Genomic DNA, 19,312 nt, shown 5'->3' on the forward strand with positions numbered 1-19,312 from the left:
TCGCGATATTCGCAATCCGGGCAGGCACGCACAACCGGTTTGTTCATCCGCTCACCCGGCATGTGCGAACCACCACTGGGGCATGATGGTCGGCGTGCACGCCGCCGAGACCACCGCGACCCCGTGACCGGGGGCTACCTGAAGGGCCGGATCCGCCGCGAAGACATCATCACGGCGGCGGCCGCGGCGTACGGCGAGCTCGGCTACCACGGCTCGTCGCTGCGGGAGATCGCCAAGCGCGTCGGGATCTCGCACGCCGGCCTCCTCTACTACTTCCCCACCAAGGAGGCCCTGCTCGCCGCGGTGCTCGAACGCCGGGACGCCGACGACTCCGAGCGCGAGCAGCTCACCGTGCCGCCCGGGCTCGAGGTCCTGCGCCACTTCGTCGCGCTCGCCGAGCACAACGTCCGCCACCCCGGGATCGTCGACCTCTACTCGCGGCTCGCCGCCGAAGCGGTCGCCCCGGACCACCCGGCGCACGAGTACTTCGTGCGCCACTACCGGGCCGCCCGCGACGGCGTCCACGAGTCGTTCGAGGCCCTCGCCGCCCGCGGTGAGCTGCGGGACGGCGTCGAGCCCGGACTGGCGGCACTGACCTTCATCGCCCTGATGGACGGCCTGCAGGTGCAGTGGCTGACCGTGCCCGGCGCCGTCGACTTGGTCGGCTCGCTGCGCTTCTACCTGCAGAACCTGCTCACCGTCCCGCTCTAGAGGGTCTTCGCGTACGGGTCCCACCCCGCCGGCAGCAGCGGCGGGACCTCGATGGTGCTCTCGACCTCCACGCTCTGCCCGCGCGTCATGGATTCGTCGATGGCCAGCATCGCGTCGAGCACGTGGTAGGCCAGCTCGCCGGACGCGCGTTCCGGCACGCCCGCCCGGATGGCCCGGGCCAGTTCCAGCGCGCCGGTGCCGCGCGAAGCCGCGTGTCCGTGCGGCGCCAGCTCTTCCGGCTCGTCCCGGTCGAGCAGGTGCAGCCGGGTGGGCTCGTCGAACCGGTTGGGGTCCGGCAGCACGGCCGTGCCCAACGTGCCGGTCAGCTCGGCCAACGCGGGCCGCTTGAGCGCCGAGTCGAAGCTCAGGACCAGCTGCGCGGAGGCGCTCTCGAACTCGACGAGCGCGGTGACCGTCGTCGGCACCAGCACCGGGAACTCGGTACCGGCCCGCGGCCCGGATCCGACGACCCGGGTGTCCCGCGCCCGCCCGCCGGCCCCGGTGACGCGCCGGATCGGGCCGAGCAGGTGCACCAGCATCGTGAGGTAGTACGGGCCCATGTCGAGCAGCGGGCCGCCGCCGGGCTGGAAGTAGAACTCCGGCGCCGGGTGCCACAGCTCCGGCCCCGGCACCTGGAACAGCGCGAGTGCGGTGAGGGGACGGCCGATCCGGCCCGCGTCGACGGCGTGGCGCGCGGTCTGCAGCGCGGCGCCGAGCACGGTGTCGGGCGCGCTCGCCACGCGCAGGTTCTTCTCCCGCGCGCGATCGAGGAGCTTGCGGCCGGTCTGGCGGTCCAGCGCCAGGGGTTTCTCCGTCCACACGTGCTTGCCCGCTTCGAGCGCGGCGAGCCCGACCTCGACGTGCGCGGCCGGGACGGTCAGGTTGACGACCAGCTCGACGTCCGGGTCGGCCAGCAGTTCCGCCACCGTGCCCGCGCGCGGCACGCCGTGTTCGGCCGCGCGCGCCGCCGCTCGGGCGGTGTCGAGGTCGGCGACCCGCACCACGCGGACGTCCGGGAAGGCGGTGAGGTTCTCGAGGTAGGTGCCGCTGATGACGCCGGTGCCGATGATCCCGACACCGACCGGCCCGCCGGTCACCGGTCCGCGCCGCTCAGGAAGGCGTGGCTGGCCGCGATGGCCTCGAAGAGGTCGCCGGCCGGGCCACTGTAGGCGTCGAACTCGACCACGCGCAGCGCGTCCGGCGCGGCGGCGAGCACGTCGGCGACCGGCACCCGGCCCTGGCCGGCCGGGACCTGGCCGGTGGCGTCGGTGGCGAGGCCGCCGTCCTTGACGTGGATGGCCCGCACCCGATCGCCGAGGCGCCGCAGCAGGGCGGCCGCGTCCTCGCCTCCCGCGGTGGCCCAGTAGGTGTCGACCTCGAGGGCGACCGCCGGGTCGAGCTGCTCGGCGAACACCTCGAAGGCGCTGCGGCCGTCGATCCGGGATTCCAGTTCCCACCAGTGGTTGTGGTAGCCGACGGCGACGCCGTGCTCGGCCGCGAGCTTCGCGGCGGCGTTGAGCCCCTCCGCCGTGGCCGCGATGTCAGCGGGTTCCTGCCACCGCTCGGCCGGCACGAAGGGGTCGATCACCAGGCCGATGCCCAGCTCGGCCGCGGCGGCGAAGACGGCGTGCTGGTCGGCGCCGAGCAGTTGTGCGTGAGCGGTCGGGGCGGTCAGGCCGTTGGCGGGCAGCCCGGCGCGCAGGGCCTCGGCGTTTTCGAGAACGCCGTACGGCTCCACCTGCGTGAAGCCGATCGCGGCGAGCCGCCGCAGGGTGTCGGCGGGATCGGCCGCGAACGCGTCTCGGACCGAATACAGCTGCACGGAAGGCTCGCTCATCACCGGCTCCTCCACTTCCTCGTGGCGGCCGTCCGCCACGGCTCCTCAATTTCTACCACCTGGTCAAAATTGCCACCAGGGGCTGTCAGCCGGACGGCCGCGTGCGGCGGTTCACGCCGGACGGGGTTTTGGCAAGCGGCCGATGGGGCAGTTACGCCAAGAGCAGGAAGCCAGGTCGATCCCGGGAGGTGCCGGCACGTGGACAGGGCAGGGGACGAAAGGGACACCGCGGCCGCCGTCGGGCGCCCGTCGGCGGCCCGTCGCGACCTGACGGACCTGTCCGAAGCCGCGCGCGACCTCGACCGGCGGATCGAGCAGCACCTCGAGCGGCTGCGCCGCGAACGCGCCCAGCGCGCCGCGGACATCCCCGGCCAGCGGCTCCGCCCGAGCGGCTGAGAGAGCCACCTCGGGTTCACCGCGCGGACGCGACCTACTACGCTGGGTGGCCCAACGCCGCACGCCGCGCCGCACACACGCCGCACATCACAGTCCTGCGAGGTCGCCATGTCCGACACGCCATCCGCGCTGTCCCCGAGCCAGACGCCGGTGGGCGTCGACCCGGCCCGGCCGAGCATCGCGCGGATCTACGACGGGTTCCTCGGCGGCAACAACTTCTACGAAGTCGACCGCGTGGTGATGGAGAAGATCCGCGCGGCGGTCCCGGAAGCGGTGGACATCGCCCGCGGCAACCGCGGGTTCCACAACCGCGCGCTGCGGATGCTGGCCGGCCAGACGAAGATCAGCCAGTTCGTCGACTGCGGTTCCGGGCTGCCGACGGCCGAGAACACCCATCAGATCGTCCAGCGCATCGACAAGGACAACACGGTCGTCTACGTCGACAACGACCCGGTGGTCCTCGCCCACGGCCGCGCGCTGCTCGTCGAGAACGACTTCACGCACATGGTCGAGGCGGACATCTTCCAGCCGCAGGAAGTGCTGCGCCACAAGGAAGTCCGGGCGCACGTCGACTTCTCCGAGCCGGTCGCCCTGCTGCAGGTGGGCACGATGCACCACTACGAGGGCGACGGCGTCTTCGACATCATGCGCGAGTACATCGACGCGCTGGCACCCGGTTCGTACGTGGTGCTGTCGCACTTCTTCGACCCCGAAGTGCCGGAGCTGACCGAGATCGCCAAGCGGATCGAGCAGATCCTCGTGCAGGGCCCGCTCGGCGCCGGCCGCTTCCGCACCCGCGCGGAGATCGAAGCGATGCTGGCCGGCCTCGAGATCGTCCAGCCGAACGCGACGTCCGGGCCGGGCATGGCGGTCTGCGACGAGTGGTGGCCGGACGGCCCCCGGCTCACGCCGCTCAGCGACTCGGCCAAGTGCGTCGCCGGGATCGTCGGCTACAAACGGTAGCGCCTCACCCCTCCTCGGCCGGCTCTTCGGCCGGGGCCGCCTCGCCGCGCACCCACTTCAGCTTGACCTCGAACTGGCCCTGCAGCCCGGTCCGCGCGATCACGGCCCCCGCCTGGGCGTCCAGCTTGACGCCGAACTTGAGCTCGACCTCGTCCGGGCCCAGGTCGCGGAACTGCGCCAGCGCGGCGGACGCGGCCGCGCGGACCTCGCTCAGCGCGTGCTCGAAGGTCGTGGTCGCCTTGCGGAGCACCCCCGACGGCACCGACGCCTGTTCCAGGCCCGGTTCCCCTTCGACCTCGACGACCACCGAACCGCCGTCGTCCAGCGGGAACCGCACGAACTCCTGCACCGGATCTCCTTCTCCGTAAGGGACTAGCACGGCAGGTCGAGCCACTGGTCCTGGCCGATGCCCTGGCGCACCTGCTCGAGCTTGTCGAGCAGGAAGGGCAACCGGTCGGGACGGGCCAGGTACTCCAGCACCGCCTGGTAGAACGCGCTGGTCATCGCCGAGGGCATCAGGTCCGACGCGTCGAAGCACAGGTCGCCGTCGCCCGCGAGGGTCGCCGCGATCCGCCGGCTCACCTCGCTGCGGTAGACGTCCGGGCCGGCCAGGTGCTGGTGCACCGAGAACGTCGTCCCGCCGGACGGCCAGATCCGCTGGCCCTCCGCCCCGGCCAGGTAGGCCATGAGCCGGCGCGCCGCCGGGGTGTCGCGGAACATCCCGGCGAGGTCCGCCGAGACCTCGGACGGGCCGGCGCCGCCGGAACCGGGGAACGGGAAGAACCGGAAGTCCCGGTCGGGCACCGGCGGCCCGCTCGCGCGCCGGATCGCGGTGTAGCCGCCGATCGCGAACGAGCCGAGGTGTTCCAGCGCGCACCCGGGCGGGTCGGCGAACATCGCGCGGCCGGCGTCGGCGAACGACGTCAGCAGCGCCGCCGTGCTGCCGCCGCGGACCGCGCCCGGCGCGAGGACCAGCGTGCCCCAGCTGCGCCAGGCGTCCACCATCGCCGCGTCGGTCCAGGGCAGCCGGCCCGCGGTCCAGCTGCGGTAGACGTCCGGTCCGGCGCGGTGCAGCAGGATGTCCTCCAGCCAGTCCGTGCCGGGGAACCCGGAGTTCGGCGGGGCGCCCATGCCGAGGCACCACGGCCGCTGCCCGGCCGCGGCCAGCCGCTGGGACGCGGTGACGAGTTCGTCCCATGTGGACGGTACCGGCCCGGGGAACGACTTCGGCGTGTACCAGACGATGCTCTTCAGGTCGGCCTTCACCACGACCGCGTACACGGCGTTCTCGCCGAGCTGCTGCAGCTTCCGCCACTGCGGGCTGTACGCCGCCGTCGCCTCCGCACCAAGGACGGCGTCCAGGGGCTTCACGTCCCCGGAGCGCACGTACCCGGCGAGTTCGGCCGGGTTGGACAGCACCGCCACATCGGGCGGGGTGCCCTGCTGCAGGTCGCCGCGCAGGACCTGGTTCTGCGCGCGGGTGCCCTGGTAGTCCACCGGGATCCCGGTCGTCTGGGTGAACCCGTCGAGCACCTGCCGGAACGCCTTCTGCTCGTCGCCGGTCCACGGCCCCAGCACCGTCACCGGCTCCGGGCCGCTCCCGGCGGAACACCCGGACAGCAGCAGGACGACGGCCAGCACCAGAGCGGCGCAGCGCTTCACGACGCCCTCCTCGCGCGGAACCGGTATTCGTCGAGCCGGGGTTGCAGGCCGCCGGCCGCCAGGACCCCGATCCCGGCGGCCAGCACGGGAATCCCGTAGCCGAGCACGCCGGTCCAGCCCGGTTCGGTGAGCCCCGGCCCGAGCAGCGCGGCCTCGTCGACCTCGTCCGGCGGCGCGACCGCGGCGCCGGGCGGGGTGGTCGTCGTGGCGGCCAGCGCGGCCACGGTGTCGCCGCACGCGGCCGCCCCACCCGGCCCGCACTGGGCGACCACCACCCGGACGAGCGCCGCCCGGGCCCCGGCGGCCGCCGCCGTGGTGCCGGCGGACTGCGCGGCCACGGTCCGTTCCAGCGCAGCCCCGCTGTCCCGCGCGTCCGACTGGACGCCCAGCAGCAGCGCGGTTCCCGCGCCCAGCAACACGCACGCCGCCGTGGCCGCCAGCAGGGCGGTGTTCACCGTGCGCCGGAACCGCCGGGCGAGGAACCGCTGGGCCCACCCGAGCGTGCCGAGCAGGACGACCAGCGGCAGCGCCCACAGCAGCGTGATCGCCGGGTCCAGCCATTCGGTGTCCAGCTGGTGGTCGAGCGCGGCCCGCTGGGCGGCTTCGAGCGTGTCGAGCCGCGCGAGGATGCCGTTCTCCGGTGCGGTCAGCAGATCGGACGCCGACAGCAGGTCGCTCGCGGCGAGCGGGCCACCGCCGTCCTGCCGGTAGTGGGCGTCGGCCTGGCCGATGACGCTGTTGTAGGCCGGCAGCAGTCCTTCGATCAGCCGGAGCGTCTGGCTGCCCTGGTCCCCGGCCGCGTTGTGCTCGGCGACCCGGGCGAGCTGCTGGCTGGCCAGGGCGATCCCGTCCTCGTACTGTTCGCTGGGCCCGGTGAGCTGCACCTGGTTGCGTTCGAAGGCCGACATCGCGGCGCGGTGCGCGGCCACGAGCGCCCCCTTGGCGAGCGACACTTCGAGCACCGCGGGCGCGGTCCGCTCCCGTACCTCGGCGAGGCTGGCCCGCACGCCGAGGAAGGTCGCCAGCGCCGTCCCCAGCACCAGCACGCTGCCGGCGACGAGCCCGAGCCGCAGCCACCACAGGGTCTGCCGGGTGGTGCTGATCGCGGTCACGAGGGCGCTCCCGCCTCGAACGGTTCGCCGCAGTGCCCGCACCGCTTCGCCGTCGGCCGCGCTTTGTGTCCACAGTGGACGCATTCGCGCGGGGCGCCGACGGCTTCGGCTACGACGGCGACGGGTTCCGCCGCGCCGGTGTAGGTGGAGATCGTCGATCCGAGCACCAGGGAAAAGCCGTCCCGTGGGCGCACGCCGTCCTTGATCGCGACCGTGCCGTCGTCGCGCACGTCGATCAACCGGCCCAGGCGCTTGAGGATCTCCGCGTTGCCCAGCTCGGTCGCCAGCCGGACCGCGGCGCCCCATTCGCGGGCCGCCGCCACCCGGTCGTCGCGCTCGAAGGCGTCCCAGCCCGCCCGGACCGCGCGGCCCAGCTCGGCCTGGCCGGTGACGCGGGCGACGTTGTCGTCCGGCACGCTGGACAGCGCGAGGTCGTCGGTCAGGTAGCCGACGACGGCCTGTTGTTCGCCGACCGCCCGGTCCGCGCCGGCGAAGAGGGTGACCGTGCCCAGCAACCGGTCTTCGTACCGCGTCAGCTCCCCCGTCTCGACGTCGAGGCAGACGTGGTACTCGCGCAGCTCGTCGCCCCACGCGCCCGTCGGCAGCTCGATCGCGTTCCCCTCTCGGGGATGGCACTGCGCGGTGAGTTCGACCTCGGTCGGGAACACCTGCTTGACGAACCGCAACCGGCTGTAGGGCATCGTGGTCAGCCGCAGCCGGACGTCCGGCACGGTCCGGCCCATCGCCCGCTCGACCAGGCGCCGGAAGTCCCCGGCGAGTTCGGCGTCCTCCAGGACGGCGTCCGCGCTGCCGCGCAGGACCGACGCGATGCGCTGCAGGTCCCGCGGTTCCCAGTCGTCGCCGATGCCCCGGGCGTCGCAGGCGAACTGACCCCGGCAGCGGTCGAGCGCGGCGTCGAGGGCTCCCGCGCGGTCGGACTCGTTCTTGCCGTCGGTGAGCAGCACCGCGTGCCGGATGGCGGCCGGGGTCTTCGCGAACAGGTCCCGGGCCAGGTCCAGCCACGTGCTCATCGCCGTACCGCCGCCGGCGATGAGTTCGGACGCCGCCGCCTTCGCTTCGTGGCGGGTCCGCTCGTCCGCCACCGCCAGTGGCGGCTCGGCCGGGTAGACGAGCCGGGCGCGTCCGGTGCATTCGACGACCCCGAACAGCACGCCGTCCCGCAGCGAGCCGACGGCCGCCCGGCAGGCGTGCCGCGCGGCCTCGATCTTCGTCGGCGGCCAGTCCATCGAGCTGGAACAGTCCACCAGCAGCAGTTCGGCGGTCACCGGCGGCCCGGCCGCGGGGACGCCGGCCTCGCCCACCCGCACGGTGAGCACGACGTCCATCCGGTCGTCGCTCGGCGCCAGGTACTTGTTCTGGCTCAGCTGGAGGGTGAACGACGGGTCGGGCATCGGGTCACCTTCTCGTCTTCGGCCGGACGGAGTTCGCGAGATCGACCAGGACGCCGTGTTCGTTCCGGTCGCGCGCCCGCTCGGCGAGCCGGCGCAGGGACTGCTCGAGCAGCGACCGCAGGCCGCGTTCGGTGACGCGCTCGCCGAGGAGCGCGCCGCCGTTCCAGCCCTCGCCGCCGTCGCCATCGCGGTCGCCGAGCCCGGCCAGTGCGGCCTCGCGGACCAGCGCCTCCAGCCGGTCCTGGGCCTCCCGGTCGAGGTAGAGCTCGGGCAGCCGCCGGGCCGCGTCGGCGAAATCCTCCCGGCCCGGCGGCCCGGACGGCAGGCGCCCGGCCCGGATCCGCACGGCGGCGATCCGCGCGGCGTCGTAATGGCGCGAGATCGGCGGCACGGCGTCGAGCAGGGCGACCGCGGTGTCGCGGCCGTGGGTGCGCAGGGCGCAGCGGGCCAGGCCGAAGGCGGCGCTGACCTGGCCGTGGTCGCGGTGCCACACCGAGCGGTAGCAGCGCTCGGCCTGCTCGGTGTCGCGGCGCAGCTCGGCGCAGAACCCCAGCGCCAGCTTCGGGGCGATCTCGCCGGGCCAGCTGCGGTGCACCCGGTCGAACGCGGCCGCCGCCTGCTCGGCGTCGTCGCGGGCCAGCGCGAGCAGGCCGTGGTGCCAGGCCGCCCGCCAGTCGCGGGCGGCCTCGGCGCCGAGCAGCTGTTCGGCTTGGGACAGCGCCGCGGCCGCGGCGTCGGAATCCCCCAGCGCGACCTGCGCGCGCGTCCGGGCGAACGCGATTTCGGCCGAGGGCTCACCGAACATCGCGAGCTTGCCCAGCCAGCGGTGCGGCCCCGGCGCGCCCGCGATGGCGATGAACTCGGCCGCGGCGTCTTCGGGGGCGACCCGCGGGATCGGCAGCCGGCCGGCCCCGTCCGCGGCGCTCGGCAGGCCGAGGTCCAGCGGGCCGTCACCGCCTTCGCCGCCGGCCCAGTGGTCGAGACCGGGCACCGCACCGAGGCCGTCGTCGAGCAGTTCCGCGGTGTCCTCGAACAGCGCCGACGGGACCGGCCGCGGCCGTTCGTCGCGCAGCGAAAGGATTTCCCGGCGCACGCCGTCGAGCTGTTCGGCCATTTCCGCCGCCGTGGTGAACCGCCGCTCGAACGGCGCGACGGCCCGTTCGAGCACCCGGTGCAGCGAGTCCAGGCCGCCGGCGACCCGGTCCGGGTCGACGTCTTCGCTCGCGGCTTCGAGCAGCACCTGCAGCGTCCGGCCCACGGTGTGCAGGTCCGAGCGGATGGTCAGGCCGTGCCGCGCGAGTTCGTGCGCCGGCGCCTGGAACCCTTCGGTGCCGACGCTCGGCCCGGCCGGGTCGTCGAGCGCGCGGGCCGCGCCGAGGTCGATGACCTTGACCCGCTTGTCGCCGTGGATCACGTTCTCCGGCTTCATGTCGCAGTAGAGCAGGCCTTCGCCGTGGAGGTAGTCCAGCGCGCCGAGGATCGCCCGGCCGTAGACGATCACGTGCTCCACCCGCGGCGGCGGCCCCTGCTTGAGCAGGTCCCGCAGCGACCGCCCGCCGACGTACTCCATCACCAGGTAGGTGTCCGGTTCGCCGCCACCGGGCGGGGTGTGCTCGACGAAGTCGCTGATCCGCACGATGTTCGGGTGGTCGAGCCGGACCAGCACGTCGCGTTCGACCCGCGCCATCGCCTTCAGCACGGCGTTGCCGCTGTTGATCACGCCCTTGAGCGCGACGTGCTGGCCGGCCAGCGCGGAGTCGGCGGCCAGGTACACCCAGCCGAGCCCGCCCCGGGCGAAGCAGCCGAGGACGTCGTAGCGGTCGCCGACCCGCTCGCCGCGGTTCAGCTTGGGCAGGAAGGAAAAGCGCTCGCCGCAGTTTTCGCAGTACCCCTCGGCGAACGCGGGTTCGCCGGCGTACGCCCGGCCGACGGCTTCCCCGCAGTGCCCGCAGAACCGGTGCTGCTCGGGGTATTCCGGGTCGGCGAGGACGAGCTTCTCCGGGTCCGGCACCTCGATCGCGGGCAGCGACTGGAAGTCCGCCTCGCCACTCCACAGCTCGACACTGCGGCGGGTGCTTTCCGGGGCCGGCACCGACGTCGGCGGCGGCTCGGCCGGCACCCGGCGGCGGCCGCACACCTCGCAGAACCCGATCGGGCCGACCGGACGGCCGTGGCACCACGCGGTTTCGGTCGTCACGCGCCCTCCAGCCGGCGGCGGACCGCCCGTACGTACCGTTCGACCAGCCCGGCGGCGGCTTCCGGCTCGCCGGGCCGCAGGGTCAGCGCCGCCATGGCCGGCCGGTACAGCTCGGCCAGTTCCTCGTCCTCCATCAGGCCCGCGTCGGTCGCCTTGGCGTTGTAGCCGCGCAGCCGTCCGTGCAGTTCGTCGTGCCGGGCGGCCAGCGCGTCGAGCTCGGCGTACAACCGGACCAGCGCCCACCGGGCCGCTTCCGCGTCGCGTTCGGTCGCCGCCAGCGCCCGCCGCACCCGGCCCGGCTCGATCCGCTCGCCCGCCGAGCGCAGCGCCGCCAGCCGCAGCCGCAGATCCGCGGAGCTGCCGGGCACCGCCGTGCGCGCACCGATCCGGGCGGCTCGCTCCCGCGTGCGGTCCTCCTCGTGCTCCACCATCTCGACCAGGAGCGCCAGCCGATCCAGGCGCCGCGCGTTGCGCTCGTTCTCCCAGCGCCGGGCCAGGCGCACGCCGGGTGAGTCGGGGCCGCTGAACTGGACCAGCACGGTGGCGCCCTTGTCGACCAGCGGCCGCACCACGTCGGTGAGCACCTCCTCCGGCGCCCGCGCGTCTTCGACGCCGGTCACCGCCACCGCGACGTCCTCGGGGTTGGTCTCCAGCACGGTGAGCACCTCGCCGGTGCTGATCCCGGCGCTGACGTGCTCGGCCACCTCACCGGTGGTCTTGCCGGTCGCGTCCACGATCGCGGCGAGCCGCTCGCCGGAGATCCGGGAGCCCCGGCGCTCGCGCCGCACCTGCGCCAGGAAACCGTCCCGGACGGCGGAGTCGCGATCCCCGATGACGACGATCAGCGGACCGGCCGACGGCCTCGGCGGCTCGCCCACCCACCGGGCGACGTCGGGCACGTGCCGGACGATCACCTCGACCGGGATCAGGTAGGCGAGCCCCGCGCGTTCGTCGGTGTATTCGGTGACCACCATGCCGAGCACCGCACCGGTGGCCTTGTCGATCACGCCGGCGCCGCTGAACCCGCGCCGCACGCGCTCGCCGGGCAGCGGCGAGTTGAGCTGGATCCACTCCCCGGCGGCGCCGGCCGGGCCGGCCAGCTGGGCGTTGTTCACCCAGACGCCGTAGCGGTGCGGCGCCGGAAAGCCGTAGGTGTGGACCACCCGGTCACGGACCGCGCCGAGCCGGACCAAAGGGGCGCCCGGCACGTGCGGGAACGCTTCGGCGAGGTCCAGCAGCGCGATGTCGCCGCGGCCGTCCTCCGACGGCGGCACCCAGCAGCCGGGCCGCACCTCGGCGAGCGTCTCCGGCATGCCGTCCAGCCCGACGAACCGCACCAGCACGTGCGCCCCCGAAAGCGCTTCCTCCCCCGCGGCCTGCACGACGTGCGCGCAGGTGAGCACCGTGGATTCGCCCAGCAGCATGCCGGCGCCCAGTGCCCGGCCCGACGAGTTCACCAAGCACACTCGCCACGGTTCCGGATCCCCCGCGCGCCCCTCGGCAGAACCGTTGTGCTCCCTCACCGGGTGCGACCTTACGACCCCGCACCGACAGTCCGGGGCGGGTTCGCCCGCTTACCCCCGCAGATCACCCGATCGGCCGCTGAACCCCGGGCGGCCGTGGAAAACTCACGAACCCGGGCCGGCGGCCGGTGCGTGATCTCAGGCGATCGTGCGCAGCCGGCGGAGGGCGAAGAACACCAGCGCGGCCGCCAGGAGCACGAAGATCCCGGTCTCGATGCCCTGGAAGAGCCAGAACCGGTCCCCCGGCTGGTACTGCAGCCAGTTGGCCGCCGCGGGGCCCGCCGAGTCGTCACCGCAGCCGCCGGGCGGGCACGGGCCGAGCTGCGCGTTCGGCAGGACGAGGTCCCCGGCCGCGTTGCGGACCCCGGCGTCCATCACCCAGTTGCCGGACGCCGGGTTCGGCGTCTGCCCGCCGGTCGGCGAGAAGGTGAGGCTCTGCGCGGGCAGGTACCGCGGCCGCGCGAGGACCTCGATCGCGACGCGGACCGCCGCGAACCCGACCAGGGCGATCCCCATGGCGGGCAGGACCTTCCGCCACCGCGTCCCGGCGAAGACGCCCAGCGCCAGCGCGAACAGCGTGTACGCGATCGGGACGATCCCCTGCACGTCGAACGAAAGGTAGTTCAGCCGGCCGGTGCTCGCGCTCACCAGCGGCCGGAACCACCACGACACGCCCAGCGCGTACCCGACGGACAGCACGGTGGTCATCGCCCCGACCAGGCCGAACTTGGCCAGCGCCCACTGCAGGCGGGTCACCCCCTGCGTCCACACCAGACGGTGGGTGCCCTGCTCGACCTCGCGGGCCACCAGCGGCGCGCCGAAGAACACACCGACGAGCACCGGCAGCACCACGAACAGGACGGCGATGAACACCATGCCGCCGAACTCCTGCTGGAACTGGTGGCCGAGGCTTTCGCACCGCGAAACGGCTTCGGTCTGCGTGATCAGCGACGCGTTGCCGAGCGCGGCCCGGCAGGCACCCAGGCCGAGGCTGTCGTACTTCGCGTGCATCGCCAGGCCCGTGGGCACCATCAGCGCGCCGAGCGCGGCCAGCGCGGCGAGGGTGAACAGCGCCTGCTTGCGGTGTTGCCGCCAAGCCAGCCAGATCACGCCGGCACCTCCCACGCGGACGCCGGAACGCGGGTCTCCGCCTCGGCGAGGTGCGCGAGCACCACGTCTTCCAGGGTCACTTCGTGCTCCGTCCACAGTGGATCGATCGGGCCGTCGCCCCGGCGGACCAGCATGGTCGACTGGCGTTCGGTGTGGCTCGCCCGGACCACCTCCGCGACCCCGGCGATGGATTCGCTCCCGGCCCGCGGGCCGGTGAGCGTGCAGTGGCCGGCGAGCAGCTCGTCGACCGGACCCGCCAGCCGGACGCGGGACCGCTGCAGGACGATCAGGTGGTCGCAGCTGCGTTCGAGGTCGGCGAGCAGGTGCGAGGACAGCAGCACGGTGGTCTCGCTCTCGGCCACCGCACCCATCAGCGTCTGCATGAATTCGCGGCGGGCCAGGGGGTCGAGGCTGGCGATGGGCTCGTCGAGCAGCAGCAGCCGGGGGCGTTTGGCCAGCGCCAGGGCCAGGGCGACCTGGGCGCGCTGGCCACCGGAGAGCTTCCCCACCGCCTGGTGCGGCGGGATGCCGAGCATGGCCAGCCGGTCGCGGGCCAGCGCGGCGTCCCAGCGGCGGCGGTTGAGCTTGCCGCCCATGGTGACCAGGTCCGCCGCGGTGAAGTCGCGGTAGAGCGGGGTGTCCTGCGCGACGAACCCGATGTCCGTCAGAGCGGCGTGCGGTGCCCGCCCGAAGACGCGCACCTCGCCCTCGTCGGGTTTCAGCAGGCCGACGACCAGGTGCAGCAGCGTCGTCTTGCCCGCGCCGTTCGGGCCGACCAGCGCGGCGATCCGCCCGGCAGGCACCTCCAGCGCGCAATCGCGCAACGCCCAGGTGCGGCCGTAGCGCTTGCCCAGCGCCACGGCTTCCACCGCCAGTTCCATTCCGGACTCCCTACGACAGGTCGTGCGGCACCCGGGTGCCGCGGATCGTGGTCTCGATGAGGGCGGCGATGTCGTCCGGCGACATCCCGGCGGCTTCGGCGCGTTCCAGCCAGGCCACCAGCTCGTCGCGCAGCTGTCCCTGGCTGCCCAGCGACGGCCCGGCCAGGCTGCCGGTGACGAACGTGCCGACCCCCGGGCGGCCTTCGGCCAGCCCTTCCAGCACCAGCTCGCGATAGGCCTTGAGCACGGTGTTCGGGTTGATCGCCAGCGCCTCGGCCACGTCCCGCACCTTCGGCAGCTGGTCGCCGGGCCGCAGCAGGCCGACGCGCAGCGCCTGCTTCGCCTGGACGACGAGCTGCATGTACGTGGCGACCCGGGAACGGCCGTCGAGCACGAACTCGATCACCCTGCCCACCCTTCTATTGTCTTACGACATTAAGACAACACCTCCCGGCGCCCGGCTGTCAAGGCATAAGGTCTCGATCGGACGCGCACACCGGCACCGGGAGGCAGGCATGTCGTTGTTGGACGAGCTCGGCAAGGCGATCGCGGGCGGAGCGGTCGAGATCGTCGACCTGACCGCTCCCCTGAGCTCGAGCACGCCGATCCTGCGGTTGCCCGAGCCGTTCGCCAACACGATCCCGTTCCGCCTGGAAGAGATCAGCCGCTACGACGAGCGCGGGCCGCGGTGGTACTGGAACGACATCCACACCGGCGAGCACACCGGCACCCACCTGGACGTCCCGGTGCACTGGGTGTCCGGAAAGGACGGTCACGACGTCTCGCGGGTGCCGCTGAAGACGCTGGTGGCGCCCGCGGTCGTGCTCGACTTCTCGGCCCGGGCGGCCGAGAACCCGGACTTCCTGCTGTCGATCGACGACGTCCGCGCGTGGACGGCGGAGCACGGGCCCCTGCCGGACGGTGGCTGGCTGCTCTACCGCACCGGCTGGGACACCCGCAGCGGCGACCAGGAGGAGTTCCTCAACGCCGACGAGACCGGCTCGCACACCCCCGGGGTCTCGCCCGAGTGCGCGCGGTGGCTCGCCGAGGAAACGCCGATCACCGGCCTCGGCGTGGAGACGGTCGGCACCGACGCGGGTCAGGCGCCCGGCCTCGAGCCGATGTTCCCCTGTCACGAACTGCTGCTGGGCGCGGGCAAGCACGGCCTGACCCAGCTGCAGAACCTCGCGGCACTGCCGCCGACCGGCGTGCTGCTGCTGGTCTCCCCGCTGCCGATCGTCGGCGGCTCGGGCAGCCCGGCCCGCGTGCTGGCCCTGGTGGAGCGGTGAACGTCGCCGAACTGGTCGGCCGGACCCTGGCCGGCCTCGGCGTCGGCACGGCGTTCGGGGTGGTGGGCAGCGGCAACTTCGAGGTGACGAACGCGCTGCGGGCGGGCGGCGTCCGGTTCGTCGCCGCCCGCCACGAGGGCGGCGCGGCGAGCATGGCCGACGCGTACGCCCGGATGAGCGGCGAGGTGTCGGTGCTGTCGCTGCACCAGGGCTGCGGCCTGACCAACGCGGTCACCGGCATCACGGAGGCGGCCAAGAGCCGGACGCCGATGCTGGTGCTCACGGCGGACTCCGCGGGCGCGTCGGTGCTGTCGAACTTCCGCATCGACCAGGACGGCCTGGCCGCGGCGGTCGGCGCGGTGCCGGAGCGCGTGCACTCACCCGAGAGCGCGGTGGCCGACACGGTGCGGGCGTTCCGCACGGCCCGGCAGCAGCGCCGGACGGTGGTGCTGAACCTGCCCCTCGACGTCCAGGCCCAGCCGGCACCGGACTCGCCCCCGCCGCCGGTGCCGGCCGGCCCCGCCCCGGTACGGCCGGACGCCGCTGCGGTGGCGGCGCTGGCGAACCTCCTGGCGGCGGCCGAGCGCCCGGTGTTCATCGCCGGCCGCGGCGCCCGTTCGAGCGGGGACGTGCTGCGGGAGCTGGCCGCGCGGTGCGGCGCCCTGCTGGCGACGTCCGCCGTGGCGCACGGCCTGTTCCACGGCGACCCGTTCGCCTTGGGCATCTCGGGTGGTTTCGCCTCCCCGGCGGCGGCCGAGCTGATCGTGGGCGCCGACCTGGTCGTCGGCTGGGGCTGCGCGCTGAACATGTGGACCACCCGCCACGGCAAGCTGCTGAGCCCGCACGCGAAGCTGGCCCAGGTCGACCTCGAGCAGGCGGCGCTCGGCGCGCACCGCCCGATCGACCTGGGCGTCGTCGGCGACGTCGGGTGCACGGCGTCGGACGTCCTCGCCCTGGCCTGTTCGAGCCCGGGCTACCGCACGGACGAGGTGGCGGCCCGGATCGCGGGGGGACGCTGGAACGACGTCGCGCACGAGGACCTCTCCGGTGACGGCCGCATCGACCCCAGGACGTTGAGCAGGCTCCTGGACGAGCTGTTGCCCGCCGAGCGGATCGTCTCGATCGACTCGGGCAATTTCATGGGCTACCCGAGCGCGTACCTGTCGGTGCCGGACGAGCAGGGGTTCTGCTTCACGCAGGCGTTCCAGAGCATCGGCTTGGGCCTGGGAACGGCCATCGGAGCGGCACTGGCCCGCCCGGACCGCCTGCCGGTCCTGGGCACCGGCGACGGCGGGTTCCACATGGCACTGTCCGAATTGGACACAGCGGTCCGCCTGGGCCTGCCCCTGGTGGTGATCGTGTACAACGACGCGGCGTACCGAGCGGAGATCCACCACTTCGGCGACGCGGACATGGCGACGGTCCGCTTCCCGGATTCCGACCTGGCGGCCATCGCCCGCGGCTTCGGCTGCACGGGCATCACGGTCCGGGCGGCGGCGGACCTGTCCCCGGTGCGCGACTGGCTCGCGGGGCCGCAATCGGGTCCCCTGGTGATCGACGCCAAGATCGCCGACGACGGCGGATCCTGGTGGCTGGCGGAGGCGTTCCGCCACTGACCCACCCTTGACAAGGGACCTCGGACGCCGGGATGCTGACCGAGTTGTCTTACAGTCGTAAGACAGTGGGGGAACTACCCGAGGAACTCGCATGCGACTGTTCATGGCCGTACTGATGGCGGGCGTTCTGCTGGCCGGCGTTCTGCTGGCCGCCCCGGCGGACGCGGGCCAGCAGCGCCCTGACCCGGTGGCGGGGGTGCTGGCAGCGTTCGACAGCCACCCGATCGTGGCAAAGTCCAGCCCCGACGTGGGGACGTTCGTGTTCGACCTGATCCGCGACCCCAGGTTTCCGGGCCGGGTGAACGACATAGCGGTGGAGTGCGGCAACGCGCGTTTGCAGCCAATGTTGGACGCGTACATCTTCGGGGCCGAGGTCCCGCAGATCAGCCACGTGTGGCGCGACACGACGCAGCCGAGCTGCGGATTTTCGACGTTCTACGAGCAGCTGTTCGCGTTGGTCCGCCAGGTCAACACGACGTTGCCGGCGGCACGCAAGGTCCGGGTGCTGGCCACCGATCCCCCGGTCGACTGGAGCCAGGTCCGGTCACCGGCGGACCTGGACCCGTTCCTGGACCGCGACGCTTCGATCGTGTCGGTGGTGAAGACCCAGGTGCTGGAGAAGAACCGAAAGGCATTGATGCTGTTCGGCTTGGGGCACCTGACCCACAACGGAGGCAGCGCAGCGGTAGGCCAGCTGGAACGTTCCTATCCGGGGGCGGCGTACGTGATCGCGGACCACCGGGGGTTCACGACGGACAACGCGCGATTGGAGCGGCAGCTGGGGACGTGGCCGGCTTTGGTGCCGTTGAAGGGTTCGTGGCTGGATTCCCTGGAGACGACGTACTTCCCCGTCAATCGGGAGTATCCGCCGGGAACGCGAGGGTATCCGGGAGTGGACGCGTATTTGTACGAGGGCCCGGCGGATCTGTTGCTGCGCGAGCCGTTGTCGGCCCGGGCGGTGTTGGACACGGAGTACGTATCGGAACTCCGCCGCCGAGCGGCGGCGATCGATGCGCCGCCGGATTCGATCGAGTGGCCGGAGACGTTCTTTGAGCGGGAGCGGACATCGGGAGTCTTGCTGCGAGGTTGAGGGGCCGGGGGACCCCGGAGGCGACAAGGCTGCACGACGGTGGCGAGACTGCGTGGCTCTGGGGGCGAGACTGCGCCGCGGTGGGGCGACGTTACCCGGCTGCGGGGCGAGGCTGCGCGATGAAGGAAGGTCGCGCGGCGGCAGACGACGTTGCGCGGGGCGGAGAAAGGTCGCGTCACGGGAGGCGAGTTTGCGCAGTGTTGGGGACGAAGTTGCGCCGCGGTGGCCAGGCTGCGCAGCGATGGCACGACCTTTCGCGGCGAGCTTGCGGGCGAGGGACGCGGGTGTAGGCCCGTAGCCGTGCGGCTGCGGGCCTTTCCCGTTTTCAGGCTGCGAATGGCAGCGGTTCGTGGAGGTTGTTGCGCCGGGGTTTTCGGCGCCGGTCGAGGAAGATCGGTGGGAGGAATTCGGGGAGGCCGTCGGGGGCGATGCGGACCTCCCAGCCTGAGCGGTGCAGCAGCCGGTGGTGGTGAGCGCACATCAACACCAGGTTGTTGAGGTTGGTCGGGCCGCCGTCGGCCCAGTGCCGGATGTGGTGGCCCTGGCAGTGCCGCGGTGGGCGGTGACAGCCGGGGAAGGCGCAGCCGCGGTCGCGTAAGAACAACGCCCGGCGAAGCCCAGCGGAAATCAAACGGCGAAGGCGACCCAGGTTGAGGGGTTCGCTTTTGGCGCCCAGGACGGCGGGGATGATCATGGCGTCGCAGGCGTGGACGCGGGCTTCGGCGGCGGTCATGGTGCCGGTGTCGCCGAGGGTCGCGGTGCCGGTGCCGGACTGCAGGTCGGTGAGGGAGACCGCGACCATGACGTGGGATCGTTCCCCGGCCTGCATCGGCAAGTCCGGAGAGTTGAAGGCCAGGTCGATGGCGTCGGAGAAGGCATCGCCATAGCGCTGGGGGTGGGGGCGATGGTCGGGGCCGTCGTCGCCGGTGCGGCGCTCCGCCAAGGCATCGAGCAGAGCGCTGGCGCGGGTGCCGGTCTCATCGTCGAACTTGCCGTTCAACACCCAGACCCCGGATCTTCGGCGACGCAGGAACAACTCCCGAACCGGGACGACCGGCTCAGTGTCGTCCGGCTCGGCACCATCAGGGTTGAGGTGAGCAAGGATCCGGGCACCGAGAACCGCGACCTGCTTATGCCCGGCCTCAGCCGCGAACGCCAACAGATCAGCCTCGACGCGGTCACGATGCTCAGGCGGCACCTCCGCCAGCACCCCGGTAATCGTGTCGATCATCGGAGCACTCAGCGACCCAGACAAGGCAGCAACACCCGTGCCCGGCGCCAGAGCCGGGATCGGGGTGCCATCGAGAGCGCGACCCGGATTGACCAAGCGGGCACGCCTCACCAGACGTTCCGCCGCCGACCTCGGAAGGTCACCCAAGTGCTCCAGCAACCGAGCGACAGACCGGTAGCCGAACACCTCCATCACCCCACGCTGCTCGATCTCCACCACCAGCGCCCCCAGCTCCGCCTCCGCAGACCGCATACACGCGAGCAACTCACCGAGACGGTCGGC

Annotated in this window: 18 protein-coding genes; 6 read left to right on the forward strand and 12 right to left on the reverse strand. The window is 73.0% G+C overall.

The window, feature by feature from the left end:
* The first annotated feature begins 123 nt into the window (after nt 1-123).
* A complete protein-coding gene (locus ACWDN5_RS15235; RefSeq protein ID WP_449676723.1) occupies nt 124-711 on the forward strand; it encodes a TetR/AcrR family transcriptional regulator in 588 nt (195 codons plus the stop codon).
* On the opposite strand, the gene ACWDN5_RS15240 is transcribed toward ACWDN5_RS15235, so the two are convergent.
* Both ACWDN5_RS15240 and ACWDN5_RS15245 read right to left on the reverse strand, forming a co-directional pair.
* A complete protein-coding gene (locus ACWDN5_RS15240) occupies nt 708-1,808 on the reverse strand; it encodes a Gfo/Idh/MocA family protein (protein ID WP_310971553.1) in 1,101 nt (366 codons plus the stop codon). The two genes, ACWDN5_RS15235 and ACWDN5_RS15240, sit on opposite strands and share 4 nt — an antisense overlap.
* Nucleotides 1,805-2,548, reverse strand: a complete 744-nt coding sequence (locus ACWDN5_RS15245) for a sugar phosphate isomerase/epimerase family protein (RefSeq protein ID WP_449676724.1) — start codon at nt 2,546-2,548, stop codon at nt 1,805-1,807. The genes ACWDN5_RS15240 and ACWDN5_RS15245 overlap by 4 nt, the downstream gene beginning before the upstream one ends.
* A 198-nt stretch (nt 2,549-2,746) precedes the next feature.
* On the opposite strand from ACWDN5_RS15245, the gene ACWDN5_RS15250 reads away from it, so the two are divergent.
* Together ACWDN5_RS15250 and ACWDN5_RS15255 are read left to right on the forward strand one after the other, a co-directional pair.
* Nucleotides 2,747-2,944, forward strand: a complete 198-nt coding sequence (locus ACWDN5_RS15250) for a hypothetical protein (protein WP_310971551.1) — start codon at nt 2,747-2,749, stop codon at nt 2,942-2,944.
* Nucleotides 2,945-3,052: 108 nt separating this feature from the next.
* Nucleotides 3,053-3,907 (forward strand): SAM-dependent methyltransferase, encoded by an 855-nt coding sequence (locus ACWDN5_RS15255; RefSeq protein ID WP_449676725.1) that lies wholly within the window; start codon nt 3,053-3,055, stop codon nt 3,905-3,907.
* A gap of 4 nt (nt 3,908-3,911) precedes the next feature.
* On the opposite strand, the gene ACWDN5_RS15260 is transcribed toward ACWDN5_RS15255, so the two are convergent.
* The 9 genes from ACWDN5_RS15260 to ACWDN5_RS15300 all read right to left on the reverse strand — a co-directional run bounded on the left by ACWDN5_RS15260 (nt 3,912) and on the right by ACWDN5_RS15300 (nt 14,210).
* Nucleotides 3,912-4,256: a CU044_2847 family protein gene (locus ACWDN5_RS15260; RefSeq protein ID WP_310971550.1), complete on the reverse strand. Its 345-nt coding sequence runs from the start codon at nt 4,254-4,256 to the stop codon at nt 3,912-3,914.
* Nucleotides 4,257-4,279: 23 nt separating this feature from the next.
* Nucleotides 4,280-5,569 (reverse strand): ABC transporter substrate-binding protein, encoded by a 1,290-nt coding sequence (locus tag ACWDN5_RS15265; RefSeq protein WP_449676726.1) that lies wholly within the window; start codon nt 5,567-5,569, stop codon nt 4,280-4,282.
* Complete coding sequence (locus tag ACWDN5_RS15270; protein ID WP_449676727.1) at nt 5,566-6,681, reverse strand: hypothetical protein; 1,116 nt, start codon at nt 6,679-6,681, stop codon at nt 5,566-5,568. Before ACWDN5_RS15270 ends, ACWDN5_RS15265 begins: the two co-directional genes overlap by 4 nt.
* Entirely contained in the window at nt 6,678-8,093 is a 1,416-nt protein-coding gene (locus ACWDN5_RS15275) for a VWA domain-containing protein (RefSeq protein WP_449676728.1), read from the reverse strand. The genes ACWDN5_RS15270 and ACWDN5_RS15275 overlap by 4 nt, the downstream gene beginning before the upstream one ends.
* Before the next feature lie 4 nt (nt 8,094-8,097).
* Nucleotides 8,098-10,290 carry a tetratricopeptide repeat protein gene (locus tag ACWDN5_RS15280; RefSeq protein WP_449676729.1) on the reverse strand — a complete coding sequence of 731 codons (2,193 nt, stop codon included), beginning with the start codon at nt 10,288-10,290 and terminating at the stop codon, nt 8,098-8,100.
* Nucleotides 10,287-11,747 carry a trypsin-like peptidase domain-containing protein gene (locus ACWDN5_RS15285; protein ID WP_310972015.1) on the reverse strand — a complete coding sequence of 487 codons (1,461 nt, stop codon included), beginning with the start codon at nt 11,745-11,747 and terminating at the stop codon, nt 10,287-10,289. Before ACWDN5_RS15285 ends, ACWDN5_RS15280 begins: the two co-directional genes overlap by 4 nt.
* Nucleotides 11,748-11,951: 204 nt before the next feature.
* A complete protein-coding gene (locus ACWDN5_RS15290) occupies nt 11,952-12,923 on the reverse strand; it encodes an ABC transporter permease (protein WP_449676730.1) in 972 nt (323 codons plus the stop codon).
* Nucleotides 12,920-13,804, reverse strand: a complete 885-nt coding sequence (locus tag ACWDN5_RS15295; protein ID WP_449676731.1) for an ABC transporter ATP-binding protein — start codon at nt 13,802-13,804, stop codon at nt 12,920-12,922. Before ACWDN5_RS15295 ends, ACWDN5_RS15290 begins: the two co-directional genes overlap by 4 nt.
* Nucleotides 13,805-13,814: 10 nt before the next feature.
* Complete coding sequence (locus ACWDN5_RS15300; protein WP_310972014.1) at nt 13,815-14,210, reverse strand: GntR family transcriptional regulator; 396 nt, start codon at nt 14,208-14,210, stop codon at nt 13,815-13,817.
* Between the two features lie 109 nt (nt 14,211-14,319).
* Here ACWDN5_RS15300 and ACWDN5_RS15305 point away from each other — a divergent pair, with 109 nt between their 5' ends.
* The 3 genes from ACWDN5_RS15305 (at nt 14,320) to ACWDN5_RS15315 (ending at nt 17,799) form a co-directional block, all read left to right on the forward strand.
* Nucleotides 14,320-15,093 carry a cyclase family protein gene (locus ACWDN5_RS15305; protein ID WP_449676732.1) on the forward strand — a complete coding sequence of 258 codons (774 nt, stop codon included), beginning with the start codon at nt 14,320-14,322 and terminating at the stop codon, nt 15,091-15,093.
* Nucleotides 15,090-16,709, forward strand: coding sequence for a thiamine pyrophosphate-binding protein (locus ACWDN5_RS15310; RefSeq protein ID WP_449676733.1), 1,620 nt, complete (start codon nt 15,090-15,092; stop codon nt 16,707-16,709). The genes ACWDN5_RS15305 and ACWDN5_RS15310 overlap by 4 nt, the downstream gene beginning before the upstream one ends.
* Nucleotides 16,710-16,800: 91 nt before the next feature.
* Nucleotides 16,801-17,799, forward strand: a complete 999-nt coding sequence (locus tag ACWDN5_RS15315; protein ID WP_449676734.1) for a hypothetical protein — start codon at nt 16,801-16,803, stop codon at nt 17,797-17,799.
* A 325-nt stretch (nt 17,800-18,124) separates the two neighbouring features.
* Here ACWDN5_RS15315 and ACWDN5_RS15320 read toward each other — a convergent pair.
* Nucleotides 18,125-19,312 (reverse strand): DUF222 domain-containing protein (locus ACWDN5_RS15320; RefSeq protein ID WP_449676735.1); only part of this gene is annotated, 1,188 nt, incomplete at its 5' end.

It is taken from the genome of Amycolatopsis sp. NPDC003731 (assembly GCF_053586895.1).